Below are 15,003 nucleotides of genomic sequence, written 5' to 3'. Positions count from 1 at the left end.
ACACCGATTGCGACAACGATATTATTTATAAAAATTACACGTCACAATGCTTGTTAAGAGCAATGTTTTTTTAAGATTTGTTGTGGAGCCTGTCATGAACTAAAGAGAAAATCCGATTTCTAACAGTCAACTTTTAAATGAACCAGTTTTACTTTCATCACGAACATTCATCGGAACTGGCAGGTTTCCCACACATCAGTGAAATCGGAATTCGGAAAATAACAAACATTCAACTCGACTCACTCGTCACCACCACCACCACGAGCATACGGATATACTATATTCTGGATGGTAAGTTTGAATGGAGTATCAATGATCGTTGCTATGTTCTTTATCCCGGTGATCTGGCCATTATACTTCCCGGTCAGAAGTTCGGGGGGGCAAGAGGTTTTATGGATATAGGCACCGTGTGCTGGCTCTCGCTGGAGGTTAATCAAACGGATCAGCATAAAAAAATGATTGTTGGTAACTGGAGTGGCTTATCCAAAACAGAGCGACTAACCATCAGTAAAATTTTGCAACTTAATAACACCTCCGTTCTGGTGAGAGTGAAGGATGCACATACGATTCTTCAGACGATCAAAGATGAATTATCCCAGCAAGAAGTCGCTTATGCAACGCGCGTGAATCATCTTATTGATGAACTCCTGATATTGATTGTGAGACAGTCAACCTACCAGATGAATTTGAGAAGAGACTTCCCTCAAACATTCACGAAGCTGGAACAGACTTTACGCGAGGACCTGGCGCGCCAATGGACGGTAGAAGAGATGGCTGCACTGATCGGCTTGGGCACAACAGCGTTCTCGGAGAAAGTAAAGAACTATACCGGCTTTTCTCCCCTGAACTACCTGATCAACATTCGTATTTCAGAAGCCATAAAATTATTAAGGCGACAGGAGATGAGTATAACAACCATTGCATTGGAGACTGGTTTTTATTCATCACAGCATTTTTCAACAACGTTTAAAAAGCTTACGGGCTATACACCTATAGAATTCAGAAAGAAGACATGACAACACTAACTCGATCGAACATGGAATGTATAATTACTATAGAGCTGGGAACAAATGCAGTGCGTGTCTTTGCGTTTGATCTGGCAGGAAATGTAGTAGCATCATCGAAGGGATCCTATCCAACGTTTCATAGTCAGCCCGATTATAGCGAGCAGGATCCCGAGCAGATTTTCATCACCATGCTATATGTACTCAAGAATCTGATCACCGAGAAATTGCATCCAAAGAAATATGATATTCGTTCGATCTGCTTCTTAGCTTCGATGCACAGTCTGCTCGCCATAGACAAACACGGAGTTCCGCTTGGAAATCTTATTACGTGGGCTGATAACCGCGGCAAGAGAGAAGCCAATGATCTGAAGAATTCTGATTTTGGTAAAGTGATTTACAATGCAACGGGTACACCTATACACCCGATGTCTCCGCTGGTAAAGATTGCATGGCTGAAAAATCATGATCCGGAACGATTCAACAAGGCATATAAATTCCTGTCGATGAAGAGCTATATAGTGCAACAACTCACGGGCGAATATGTGATTGACTATAGCCTGGCTTCAGCAACGGGATTATTAAATATTCATACCATCGCGTGGGAATCGCAGTCGCTTGACTTTGCAGGCATCACATCAGAACGGTTGCCGCAGCTTATGTCTGTGTTCAGCTCGCCGGGTAAACTTCGAAAGGAGTTTCAGACTTCGTTAGGATTGTCGCCTGATACACGAATCATGATTGGTTCAAGCGATGGTTGTATGGCAACACTCGGGGCTGGTATATGGCGTGAAGACAAAGCGACTGTAACGATAGAAGACAGCGGAGCCGTGCGCATTGTGGGCAAGGAAGTATTGAAAGATGAGAAGCAACGTTTCTTTAACTACCTGATTACAAACAACTGCTATGTTTCCGGTGGACCGACCAATAACGGTGGCGTTGTATTCGAGTGGTTTGCCAAACAATTCGGTGACTTCAGTGTGCCTTTCGATACGGAACAAATCATAGAGGGATTGATCCGCGATGCATCCAATGTAAGCGCAGGCTCTAATGGACTACTATATTTACCGTATCTTCTAGGCGAGCGCGCACCCCTTTGGAATGCCAATGCGCGCGGATCTTACTTCGGTATAAACATCAAACACGAACGGTCACATTTCATTCGTGCAACGATCGAAGGTATACTATACGAGATCTATAGTATAGGAAAAATATTGCAGGAGCATCGTGAGATCAACAGCCTTTCGGTTAACGGTAGTTTTGCAACAATACCTTTCTGTACTCAGCTTATGGCCGATATCTTTAACAAGCCTGTACATACCGTTGCGAATTTTAGCAGCGCAGCAAGAGGAGCGTTCCTGCTGAACGCGATTGACATGGGCATCTATCCGAACCTCGAGGCTGCAGCCGGTAGTACACCTTTCCAGGAAACGATCCAGCCGAGACAGCAGGATCACCAGGTATATGCCCGTTACTTTAAGATCTTCGAAAAACTGAGTGTTAAGTTAGAGGAAGAGTTTGAAGAAATTGCCAATCTGCAACAAGGTGTTGAGTGAGTAATTCAATCACCATGTTCGAAAATTTGCCATGCTTGATTTGAGACACGCCATACAGCGTCTCATTCATATATATAAATCGTCTCACCGTATCACGGGTGCATTAAAATATCAATAAACTGTGCATTTGGAAGCAGATATGCGTGTTGGACGCATTTCTATGTCAGTATTATTACGGAGTCGCAAGTCTATAACCGCAGTCTATCTTCGGCAGTAAATTATCAGTTGCCAAGGCAGCTCAATGTGTACATCATTGCTAATAACAATGGGTTGGATGATAAGAAAGATTGCAGCAGACAAGATTTTATCATTGCGGAAAGATGTATACCTATATTCTTCTGTAAGAGTATGGGCTTACCAGATCTTCGTGCATGTCAGCGTACAAAACATGTTCAGGATTTGTGTTGTTGGTATTCTACTACTGTCATTGTTCCGGAGCACGGAGGCTTTCACACAGTCGCCAGTGGAGAAAGTTAAATTCTCAACGATAACGGCAGCATTGTCAAATCCTCATGTATCATGTATACTCCAGGACTCCCGTGGCTTTCTGTGGATCGGCACTGAAGATGGACTTAACCGATTTGATGGCTATGATGTTACTGTATATAGGAATAACACCAGCGACACAACAAGCCTTTTGAAGAATGCCATTATCAAAATATATGAAGACAGTCGTGGTTTGTTATGGGTAAGCACAGGTAACGGTGGACTTCACGTCTATAATCGCGAACAGGATAATTTTAGAAGACTATCGCAATATTCATTCAATTGTGAAATTACGGAGTTTCATGAAGATAGCACGAGTGTATGGCTTGGCGGTGTACGCAATCATAAAGCTTTTGTGGAGCGAATAGACAAGGCCAATGGACGTAGGCAATACTATAATTTCTTTGATTCCTGTCATCCTGTTCGGTCACTTATTCGGATATCCGATCACGAGTTCTGGGTAGGTATTCATGAAAATGGTCTTTTTCGCTGGGATTTGAATAAGAATACACTCAGCAGGAAAGGCCCTTCGTTAAAATTGCGCGAGGTAATAAAAGGCGGGCCCCGTGATCTATGGATCGCTACTGATGCCGGCCTATATAACTATGATGTATACACCAATAAATATATAGTTTATAATACACACACTATTCCCGCATTGCCGGTAAATAATATACTACATCTTTCGAAGGAACGTAATTATCTCTGGATCGGTACCGAGAATGGCGGGCTGTGCAGATTGAATACCATTACCAATGAATTGTTAACCTTCCAGGCAAACACGAATGACCAGGAATCATTTGTGGATAATTCTATTCATGCGCTCTATAGCGACCGACAGGGCCGGGTATGGATTGGGACTTATTCCAACGGTATAGCTGTAATGGACCGTTTGAATCAGAAATTTATGGGAATAGATATACCCTTGAAGAATGATGTCGTTAATGCGATTCTGCTGGATTCGAAAAAACGGTTGTGGGTTGGTACAGAAGATGGTCTTATTGTGAAGTCAGCGCAAGGTGTAAAGCGTTACAAACATACAGCTGCTAAAGAAAGCCTCGGAGCGAATCCGGTACTGGTAGTTTATGAAGACAGGCAACATCGTGTATGGATTGGTACGTGGGGAGGCGGACTCGACCGTTATGATGAGGTTCACGATCATTTCATCCACTATATGCCGGATGTGAAACGTAAAGACGCTCTTTCCAATCCAAATGTATTTTCAATATCTCAATCAGCTAAAACGCAGGAGTTGCTGGTAGCTACCTACGGAGGACTGAATATACTCTCGGATGTAAATTCCGGATCATTCAAGCACGTTTATGAGAAACGGTTTGGGTTTAATAACTATACGCGCAAGATATACCAAGATAAAAAGGGAAATATATGGGTGGGAACTATTGAAGAGCTGTTGCGATATGATCCTGCACGGAAGGAAATGGTCCGGTTCGAAACTACTACGGATTACGACTCCATACAAGTAGGCGGTTTGTGTAATACCATGCTGGAGGATAGTAAGGGGCGACTCTGGGTAGGTACGCAGAGAGGTTTACACCTTATTGAGGAAGGCAAATTCCGGAGAAGATATACCATTGACGATGGATTGCCGGATAATATAGTGCAAGGTATAGAGGAAGATAAGGCAGGCAACCTGTGGCTAAGTACGCAGACCGGGATATCAAGGTTTAATCCAGCCGGTGGAGCGTTTAAAAACTTCGATGCAGCAGATGGTCTCTCCGAAAATAATTTTAGACCAGGGGTTTGTCTTCAAGATGAGGCGGGGAATATTTTTTTTGGTGGTAAAGGTATCTGCGCCTTTAATCCTGATAGTATACGGAGCAATTCATTTATACCCGAAGTTTTTATTACAGAACTGCGCATCGGCAACCAGCCGGTGAAACCAGGAAATTTTGATGGCATATTAAAGCGGCAGATCCTCGAAACCAGTACGATAACGTTGCCTTCTGACTATAATTTCTTTTCACTAAAGTATGTAGCATTAAACTTTACGGCTACCGATAGAAACCAATACGCTTTTATGCTGGAAGGTTTTCATACCGATTGGAATTATGTTGACGGCCAAAGAACGATGATGTTCACAAACCTCGATCCGGGTACATATACTTTTAAAGTAAAAGCCCGGAATAAAGATGGCGTGTCGAATGAACGAGGAGCAACATTAACAATTCATATCCAGCCACCGTGGTGGCGCACCTGGTGGGCCATGCTGATCGGTATAGTATTATTGATCACGGGACTTATGTCATTCTACAAATTGCGGGTTCGGAGCATTGAGAATCGGAATGCGATACTGGAGCACCAGGTAAAGAGACGAACCGAGCAACTGGAGCATCAAAACAGAAATCTGCTGCATAGTCAGGAAGAACTCCTGCAGAGTCAGGAAGAGATCTCTGCGCAACGGGATATAGTATCAGCACAGATTGTTGAATTGCAGGAAGCGCGACTGATCATTGAGAAACAGAATCGGGAGATAATGATTCGAAATGAAACGTTAGAGGCTGAGGTTGAAGAACGCACACGTGATATAGTGGAGTATAATCAGCAACTCGAGCAGTTCGCATTTATCTCTGCGCACAATTTACGTGCTCCGGTAGCCAGAATACTAGGCCTTGGTAATGTACTGGAGATGTGCAAGAGCGATCTGCAGGAGACACGAATGATTACGGAAAAACTTGTATTCACCGCACGGGAGCTAGACAGGGTCGTTAAAGATTTAAATACCGTTTTGGAGATCCGTAGAGATTCTACATCCGTGATCGTGCCGGTTGACCTTCAGGAAGAATTACATCTTATAAAGATGGAACTCGAGAAGGAGATACAGGACACAAAGACAACTGTCATTGAAAATTTTTCGAAGGGCAGTACGATGCTTGCTGTTAGACCCTATGTGCACAGTATACTAATGAACCTGGTCAGCAATGCAATCAAGTATCGCCATCCCAACCGAAGACCTGTTATAGCGATACATTCTGAAGTAGTTGGCAATCAGTTTAGCTTAACCATTCAGGATAATGGTTTGGGTATGGATTTGAATTTATATAAAGACAAACTCTTTATGCTCTATAGGCGATTTCATTTACATGTGGAAGGAAAGGGTATTGGATTATTCCTGGTAAAGACGCAGGTTTCTGCTATGGGTGGTAAGATTGATGTAATGAGTAGTCCGGGTGAAGGTACTTGTTTTTACCTGTCTTTTAAGCTTGGTTGAGCGCGTGTACTATCAGCTTGCCCGGGAGCATTTGAAATATACCATGCCATGGTATAGCTATTGGGAACAAACTGTTTAAACGGATAATACAATCGTCTTGATTTTAGCTGTAAACTTTATACTATATCAAGCGTGTTCCCGGTCGAACACGCAGATTTTCGCTGGTTTTTATACTCTTGCACCAGTTCTTTGGGACTTTCGATGTCCATCAGACTGGTGTCCGGAACATACATTGCGAATTCGTTTTCCGTGAGCACGGAGGATGTTGAAGACTTTTTATCCCAGACATCATGCGCCTGATTTTTACAACCATGTTGAAGACCTTCGCAGCAATTTTACTCTTTTTAGTTGCTTCGATAGAAGGACGATCTCAAACCGAAACCTATAGCTGGAAGAATGCACCGATTGGAGGTGGTGGATTTGTGACCGGAATCATTACCCACAAAGCATCAGGCGATATGTATTGCCGTACCGATGTAGGCGGAGCTTACCGCTGGGATGCTGCCAACAGTAAATGGGTTCAACTGATGGACTGGATCAATGAGTCGGAGAACGGATTTATTGGCGTTGAGGCTCTGGCATTGGATCCGCAGAATCCCAATAATATATATATGCTCTGCGGCACCTCCTATATCAACAACGGAAGAACGGCTATATTGAAATCCACCGACAAGGGGAATACATTCACGTATACCGATGTTACTTCTAAATTTAAAGCACATGGAAATGGCAGTGGTCGTGGTAACGGAGAACGTCTTGCCGTAGATCCGAAAAACAGTAATATACTTTTCTGTGGAACCAGGGCCAACGGATTATGGAAGAGTATAGATGCCGGTGTTACCTGGAACCTTGCCTGGAGTGGTGTAACGACTACGCCGAATGAAAACGGAATATGCTTTGTCATTTTTGATCCCTCCAGCAACATAGCAGGTGGAGCAACTCAAACTATATATATAGGTGTTTCACGTACAGGGGGCGCAAATATTTACAAGAGCACCAACGGAGGCGCAACCTTTACCGACATTTCGGCAACTACCGGCTTTATGCCGCACCGGGCCGCACTGCAGGGAACTACCCTGTATGTTACTCATGCTGATGATGCTGGTCCGGCATCCAGTGGTGGACTAGGCAAGGTATATAAACTCAACACATCAACAGGCGCGTGGACCAACGTTACGCCTGCTCATTGGCAGGACTATCCATACGGAGGTGTAAGTATAGATCCTAATAATGTTAACAGGGTATTGGTGTCCACGTGTGGCATGTATTGGAACAACCAGTTCGGTACGGGCTGGGGAGATTTTATTTTTCTCTCTACCGATGGAGGATTAACCTGGACACTTAAAAACGGAATCAATGCCACTTATGATGCCAACGGTATGGGATGGACAGAGGGAGGAGCGGTCAACTGGATGGACTGTATTGAGTTCGATCATGCTGATCCGTTAAAAGTGCGTGTGATAGGAGGGGGCGGAGTATATACTTGCTCCAATATTGCAGCAACAAATCCATCCTGGAAATATGATGTGATAGGAATTGAAGAGACAGCTTTCATAGACGGAATAAGCATTCCCGGAGGTCCGCTTATTTCTTCTTTCGGAGATGTAACGGGCTTTGTGCATGAGCCGCTCACTTCGTATCCGTCAAAAAAACTTACACCTTCCGATGGGAATAACCATAGCATCGCGTATGCAGGCAACAACACAAACAAAGTGGTAAGAGCTTCTAACGGAGGCAACGTTATATACTATTCCTCTGATAAAGGTTCCTCATGGACCGGGGCTGCTACGAACAAGGGCTCTGCAGGAAGGGTAGCGATCAGTGCAGATGGAGTTACCATACTGCATTGTCCTGCGTGGTCATCCACAACATACTATACTACCAACAATGGAGGAAGCTGGTCAAGCTGTTCGGGCGTATCGCTGGGAGATGCTATTCCGGTGGCAGACCCGGTAAACGCCAATTACTTCTATATATATAATCCAACGAATGGTCAAATGCTCCAAAGTTCTAATAAAGGAGTCACGTTTACACTTGCAGGTACACCGGGCCGAACAACTGCGAATCATCCTTGGGAAGCAACGTTGATCCGAACCGTGCCGGGTTTTGAAGGGCATGTGTGGGTGCCTCTTGCTTTCAATGGATTAAAGTACTCCACCGACCATGGTGTGACCTATACAACGATAGCGAATGTAACGTACTGCAAATCGATTGGTATCGGAAAAACCATGCAGGCCGCTAACTATCCCACCATTTTTATCTGGGGAACGGTATCAGGTGTAACGGGCCTTTTCAGATCAACAGATCAAGGCACTACATGGCTCAGGATGAACGATGATGCAAATGAATTTGCAGGTGCACCATTTCTGATCGGAGATATGAACGTTGCCGGAAGAGTATATATGAGTGCAGGCGGTGGAAGAGGTATAATTTACTGGTATGATGTAAATGCCAAGCCGGAACCAGAGCCGGAAACTGTTACGAGCATTCATGATGAAGGCCAGGGTTTACTGATGTATCCGAATCCAACAACATCAACCATTACCATTCCGAATGCCGGTACGTTGCGTAGCGTTACACTTCTCGATGAGCGGGGTAAACGGTTAAGCAGTATTCTTATTCAGGGAGATAATGCAATAGTATCCCTGAAAGATTTGCCTGCAGGAATATATCTTATCGAGTTGGTTGATCAGCAGGGCTCTACAACGATCAGAAGAGCCGTTAAGAAGTGATCATCAAATAAGAATTGGAAATATAGGTTGTCAGGTTCCTAAAATCCTGGTGTGAATTTTTTTTTAAACGTATAAAAAGACAATATAAATCAATGAGATTGCCCGTACAGATTTTGCTTTCGTTACTAATTTTTTTTCTTCCCGGATATACTCACGCTCAAATTAGTTTGGCTAAAGTGTTTGGCGATGGTATGGTGTTGCAAAGAGGTATAAGAATTCCGGTGTGGGGAAATTCAACTCCGGGTGCACACATCATTGCCAAACTTGGCAACGTACAGGCAACCACAACAGCAAGCAAAGAGGGAAAATGGCAAATTAAATTTCCAGTATTTAAAGCAGGCGGCCCCTATATACTCGAGGTTGCTGAGTCGGGCAAAACCGATTCTAAAATTAGTTTGAAAGGAATTCTTATTGGTGATGTCTGGGTTGCCTCAGGTCAGTCGAACATGGAGTGGCAGGTACAACAGGCACGCGATGCAAAGAAGGAAATTGCAAATGCTGACTTTCCACAAATTCGTTTCCTGGTTGTTGAACACGATAAACAATTAAAACCTCAATCCGACATTCATGCTGGTAAATGGAAGACTTGTGATTCTGTAAATGTGAAGGAGTGGTCAGCGGTGGCTTACTACTTCGCTCGTAAGATTCATGCCGATGAGAAAGTTCCGATAGGAATTATTCAAAGTACGTGGGGTGGCACACCGGTAGAGGCCTGGACGAGCCGCGACATGTTGCTGACATCACCAATTACCAAAGCAAAAACGCTCAGTAATGATACACTTCATTTGGATCGCGAGGATCTTCTGGCCGATAGCTTGAATTGGATTCGTATCTGGGATATAGTTTACAACCCTCAGCATAATACGGATAAAACAGTTCCGACTATTGACTATAATGATGCTAACTGGCCAACGGTTGACATGCCCAAGGTGGTAAAAGATTTTGGAATTGGTAGTTATGAAGGAATGATTTGGTTGCGAAAAAAAGTCACGTTGCCTGAATCATTCACGAAGAAAGATCTAACGATCAGTCTGGGACATCCTGAGATGAACTATTCATTGTATTTCAACGGACAGGAGATTTGCAAGAATATATGGAATGCTCATGCTACTCATTCTTTTACTATACCGGCACATTTGGTGCAACAAGGCGAGAATACGATAGCTGTGAGAATAGCGATGCTATGGGGTGGTGGTGGCTTGAATCCTCCGGCAGAGGATCTATATATTACCGATGGCACTTCTAAATTTTCTTTGGCGGGAAAATGGTTGTATAAAAAAGACCTTGAACCTGCCTTTCCGAAAATGCTCAACTATCAATATTACCCTACCGTGCTTTTCAATGCAATGATATACCCGCTGATCCCGTACGGCATCAAGGGATTTATCTGGTATCAAGGCGAGTCGAATGCTTACGCAGCTTATGACTATAGAACGTTATTTCCGATGCTGATTACAGACTGGCGGCAACGCTGGCAGCAGGGTAATCTTCCATTCCTGTTTGTTCAGCTGGCAAACTATATGAAAACAAATCCACTTCCATCGGAAAGCTCCTGGGCTGAATTACGGGAGGCACAAACGCTGACGCTCTCACAATCTAATACAGGTATGGCTTGTGCCATTGATATAGGCGAAGCGAATGATATCCATCCGAAAAATAAACAGGATGTAGGATACCGACTTGCTTTAGTAGCCAACAACATTGCCTATAAGCACGAGGGGGTTGCGTGCGGCCCGGTGTATAAAAATTACAGAAAGGAAGGCAATCGCATTCGCATCAGCTTTACAAATACTGGTTCAGGTCTTTCTACAAGAGATGGAAAGGGAGTAACAGGTTTGGCAATAGCCGGTAAAGACAAGCAGTTTTATTGGGCCAACGGAATTGTTGAAGGGAATGAAGTTATAGTATATTCTGATAAAGTTGCCGATCCTGTAGCGGTGCGATATGCCTGGGCGGATAATCCCGAATGCAATCTCATCAATTCAGAGCATTTACCAGCTGTCCCTTTTAGAACCGATGAGTGGAAAGGGGTTACTGAAAAATAGATAATTTTTAATATATATCAGGGATGGGGATGGTTGTGCGAAGGTATTTTTACACGACCATACTTATAATTACACAGGATTGTATAAATCTATATATAGGCTGCCGGCTATATTTTATGTTACACGGCACTGTATCCTTCCAATAATTCTATAAAGGATACGACTGCGATTGATCTAATAATTTCTGTTTGTACGGACTCACCGCTCGCGTTTTAATTACGGTTTATTTTTTTTGCCAGGTGCTACACCCAATTCAGGTTTTTAACCACTTTATAAGACATCTCAATCATGTATATAAATAGTCTCATTGTAACAATTGAGGCGTTGGAATATCTATGCACACAGCCTTAGGAGAGATATCTGCGTGTTCGATGCATTTTGATATCAGTAGTATTACGGAGATTCAAGTTTATAGCCGCAAATTATCTTCGGTCATAAATCAAGGGTGTTATGGCAACTATATATAGGTATACGTCACTCGTAATAACAATTGACTGGACGATGATGCCCGGTTGCCATAGTGGCTTGTTTAAAGATCAGGTAATCATTTAAATTTTAATTATGGCTTTTTCTACTAAATGTACAGAGTGCACGTCTATTGCCATTCGCTGGCAACAGCACGCGGCCTTATTTCGGACACACGTCAAGTTCCGGATGTTTATTTTTTCTATACTGGCAATTTTATCATGTCAGCTAAGTGTAGCACAAAGTTCCCGATTGGTTTCCGGCATAGTAAAAGATACTGCAGGCGTTCCTTTGCCCGGTGTTGCCGTTGCTTTCAAGAGCAAACAAGCAGGAACATATACTGACTCCGATGGCAAGTTTTCGATGCAGGTTCGTAAAACAACCACGCATCTGTCTTTTTCATTTATTGGTTTTGCTACCATTGAAACTGCTATACCGGAGTCTGGCAGTATGACCATTGTGATGGAAGAAGCGGCTGGTCAACTCGATGAAGTTGTTATAGCAGTAGGAAGCCGCGCTGCACAGCGTACCGTTACGGATTCACCACTCCCTATTGATAATATATCCGTTAAAGAACTTCTCGGTACGGGGCAGCTTACGTTTGATAAAGCGTTACAATATAGAGTGCCGTCTTTCAATACCGTGCAGACACCGGTAAACGATGCGACCTCGCTATTAGATCCGTATGAGATCAGGAATATGGGGCCGAGTCGAACGCTCGTTCTTATTAACGGTAAGCGGAAAAATGCAAGTGCCCTGATATATACCCAAACATCTCCAGGACGTGGAGAAAGTGGTGCCGATATATCCGCTATACCAATAGATGCCATTAAGCGCGTTGAAGTACTTCGGGATGGAGCATCTGCCCAATACGGATCAGACGCCATTGCAGGTGTTATGAATGTGGTTCTGAAAGACAATACCGATGGAGGTTCGTTCACATTCAGAACCGGGATAACATCAAAAGGCGATGGTAAAATGATCGGGTTGAGTTTGAATAATGGTATAAATATCTCTGGCAAAGGATACATTAACTATACAATCGATCTGTCAAAAGTAGGTCTTGCTAATCGCCCGGGTACAGTAGATGCAGAAGGTGAAGCGTCTGACTTTGGTGCTGATATAAACCAGGTAAAAACTTTCCTTGCTGTTAAACCGGATGCCGGTAACATCAACGGATCACCGGCAACGGCAGCTTCCAAATTCCTGGTGAACGGAGGATTTGATATCAACGAACATGCAGAGCTATATTTCAATGCAGCCTATATTTACAAAAAGGTAAATAGCTTCGCCAATTATCGAACCCCGTATTGGCGACCTACAGATTATGGTTTGCTAACGCCTGCAGGAGAACAATACGCGGGTTACCTTCCTACATTTGATGGCGACCTGAATGATTATAATAGTACCGTTGGTTTCAGAACGAACAAAAACGGATGGAACACCGATGTGAGTTTTACAACCGGTGGGAACAAACAATTATATACGGTCTCCAATTCCGTTAACAGAAATACAGCAGGGCTTACTGATTCACAGGGAAATGTATTGTATAGAGAAAAGAGTCCGATCATATTCAGAGCGGGCGGGTATAGTTTTTCTCACTATGTAGGCAATGTAGATATATCGAGAACAGTGGCTGAGAAAGTACATATAGCATTCGGTTCTGAATTCAGATCCGAAAATTTTGAGATCATCGAAGGTGATCGTGCATCTTATGAAGGCGGTGGCGCAGACTCGTTCGCGGGGAACAGTGCAGAAAATTCTTTCAAGTCAGACCGATATAACTTTGGAGGCTATGTGGATGTTGGTGTCGACTTAACCGAAAATTTCCTGGTGAACGCTGCCGGACGTTATGAAGATTATAGCGACTTCGGTGATGCCTTTGTGTACAAGTTCAGCTCACGCTATAAATTGCTGGATGACAAGATTACACTGCGAGGTTCCATTTCAACGGGCTTCAGGGCTCCGTCATTACACCAGATAAATGTTCAGAAAACGCAGTATGGTTTTGTCCCGGGCCAGGGTATCCAGGTTTCCGGTCTTGTTAACAACGTGTCGCCTCAGGCTAAACTCGTTGGCGTTCCCAGGCTTGACGCAGAGAAGTCTACCAACCTGACAATAGGTATAGGAGCAAAGCCCGGTGAGAATTTCAATTTTACTATTGATTATTACAACATAAAAGTAAAAAACAGAATTGTATTGGGTAATAATATAGGTCCAAGTGGTAATCCGGATGCCCGTTTAGATCAAGTATTGGCGAGTAATAATATTGTAGGACTTAGTTTCTTTGCCAACGCTCTGGATACACGCACCGCTGGTATTGATTTCGTTGCAAGCTATAAGAACATTGCTGTTGGAAATGGTACTTTGAGATTGAACCTGGCCGGTAACTATACGTTGGAAAACAAAAGAGAAGGCCGTGTAAAAAATCCTGCGATAATTGCTGAAGCGGGACAGACCGTACTGAATGCTACACAGGAAGCATTGATGTTTACATCGCGTCCAAAATACAAGGCGATACTTGGCGCAGACTATACACTTGGCAAGTTTAACTTCACGTTGACAAATACAGCATTCGGACCAACCAAATTCAGAAATGCCGGTATGAATAATAATCTTCAAATAGAGTTTTTAACAAAAGTGGTTACTGACCTCGGCATAAGCTACCAGTTTGATGATGCTGTTTCTGTAACGTTTAATGCCAACAATATTTTCAACGTTTTGCCTGAATGGAAATTTGTTGCGCTCAATGCGGAAGGCAATGCAATTTTGAATGACCCTGCAGCGATCAAGGTTCAGTCTAACCTGGTTACTTTTAATCAGCGATATTCCCGAATGACATACGATGGTTATCATTTTAGTCAACTGGGCAGTATGTTTAATCTCGCGTTAAATGTGAAAATTTAAGAAGTGGTGGAGATACTCGAGGTGCTGTGAAAAGTAACCGCGAGCCCGATAGCAGATATAGTATACCCATGGCAGGTATACTATATCTGTTGTTTTCAGCTTTTACCTAGCGACTTCTTCGATCACCAGCACTACACTTTTTCTTCCACCGTTAACATCGGGATTAAAACCTACTTTCATCAGGAAATCTCCGGAATAGATCTGCTCCGGATTGATTGGCGATTGTGTGCCGGGATATAGATTCGTCTCCCGTATTTTATAGCGTTTGGTTGCGTCCAGACCTTTCAGCTTTACCGGAAGCTTACTCCATTCGCCAAAGCGGTTATTCACCAGGTAGTTGAATACAACAGCCTTGCTTTTATCAGGTTGAACGTAGAGCAAAGATGCCATACTTCCTTCCTTCGGATCAGCCAAACGATACAGATCGCCCTGCCATATAACAGGCTTGAATGCGTTGTAATTTTGTATAGCCTGCTGGCAGAACTTCAGATCTTTCTCCGGCAGATCATGCACTACGATGTCAAAGCCAAGTTTACCCATCATTGCAACATCTACTCTGAACTTCAAAGGCTGCTTGCC

At 43.4% G+C, this 15,003-nt stretch carries 7 protein-coding genes; 6 read left to right on the top strand and 1 reads right to left on the bottom strand.

All coding sequences use genetic code 11. The annotated features are described in order from the left end of the window. Positions 1 to 137 precede the first annotated feature (137 nt). The 6 genes from ACFQ21_RS00035 (at position 138) to ACFQ21_RS00010 (ending at position 14,424) form a co-directional block, all read left to right on the top strand. Positions 138 to 1,016 (top strand): AraC family transcriptional regulator, encoded by an 879-nt coding sequence (locus ACFQ21_RS00035; RefSeq protein ID WP_377573031.1) that lies wholly within the window; start codon positions 138 to 140, stop codon positions 1,014 to 1,016. Positions 1,017 to 1,036: 20 nt separating this feature from the next. Further along, positions 1,037 to 2,560 (top strand): gluconokinase, encoded by a 1,524-nt coding sequence (locus ACFQ21_RS00030; protein ID WP_377573028.1) that lies wholly within the window; start codon positions 1,037 to 1,039, stop codon positions 2,558 to 2,560. Positions 2,561 to 2,834: 274 nt separating this feature from the next. Further along, on the top strand, positions 2,835 to 6,275 hold the full coding sequence (locus ACFQ21_RS00025) for a two-component regulator propeller domain-containing protein (RefSeq protein WP_377573025.1): 3,441 nt from the start codon (positions 2,835 to 2,837) through the stop codon (positions 6,273 to 6,275). Positions 6,276 to 6,565: 290 nt separating this feature from the next. After that, positions 6,566 to 9,007 carry a T9SS type A sorting domain-containing protein gene (locus tag ACFQ21_RS00020; RefSeq protein WP_377573021.1) on the top strand — a complete coding sequence of 814 codons (2,442 nt, stop codon included), beginning with the start codon at positions 6,566 to 6,568 and terminating at the stop codon, positions 9,005 to 9,007. Positions 9,008 to 9,183: 176 nt separating this feature from the next. Further along, positions 9,184 to 11,052: a sialate O-acetylesterase gene (locus ACFQ21_RS00015; protein WP_377578224.1), complete on the top strand. Its 1,869-nt coding sequence runs from the start codon at positions 9,184 to 9,186 to the stop codon at positions 11,050 to 11,052. Positions 11,053 to 11,613: 561 nt separating this feature from the next. Further along, positions 11,614 to 14,424 carry a TonB-dependent receptor gene (locus tag ACFQ21_RS00010; protein ID WP_377573018.1) on the top strand — a complete coding sequence of 937 codons (2,811 nt, stop codon included), beginning with the start codon at positions 11,614 to 11,616 and terminating at the stop codon, positions 14,422 to 14,424. A gap of 102 nt (positions 14,425 to 14,526) precedes the next feature. On the opposite strand, the gene ACFQ21_RS00005 is transcribed toward ACFQ21_RS00010, so the two are convergent. Next, on the bottom strand, positions 14,527 to 15,003 hold a 477-nt coding region (locus tag ACFQ21_RS00005; RefSeq protein ID WP_377573014.1), incomplete at its 5' end, for a GH36 C-terminal domain-containing protein.

Origin of the sequence: Ohtaekwangia kribbensis (assembly GCF_042676245.1) — a bacterium.
Classification (GTDB): domain Bacteria; phylum Bacteroidota; class Bacteroidia; order Cytophagales; family Cyclobacteriaceae; genus Ohtaekwangia; species Ohtaekwangia kribbensis.
The sequence above is the reverse complement of the archived record's forward strand: the minus strand, read 5'-3'. Positions and strand labels throughout refer to the sequence as shown.

Excerpts from the sequence above, each read along its gene's own strand:
- ACFQ21_RS00010 (WP_377573018.1), top strand. The coding sequence starts at position 11,614 with ATGGCTTTTTCTACTAAATGTACAGAGTGCACGTCTATTGCCATTCGC.
- ACFQ21_RS00020 (WP_377573021.1), top strand. The coding sequence starts at position 6,566 with ATGCGCCTGATTTTTACAACCATGTTGAAGACCTTCGCAGCAATTTTA.
- ACFQ21_RS00035 (WP_377573031.1), top strand. The coding sequence starts at position 138 with ATGAACCAGTTTTACTTTCATCACGAACATTCATCGGAACTGGCAGGT.
- ACFQ21_RS00030 (WP_377573028.1), top strand. The coding sequence starts at position 1,037 with ATGGAATGTATAATTACTATAGAGCTGGGAACAAATGCAGTGCGTGTC.
- ACFQ21_RS00025 (WP_377573025.1), top strand. The coding sequence starts at position 2,835 with ATGATAAGAAAGATTGCAGCAGACAAGATTTTATCATTGCGGAAAGAT.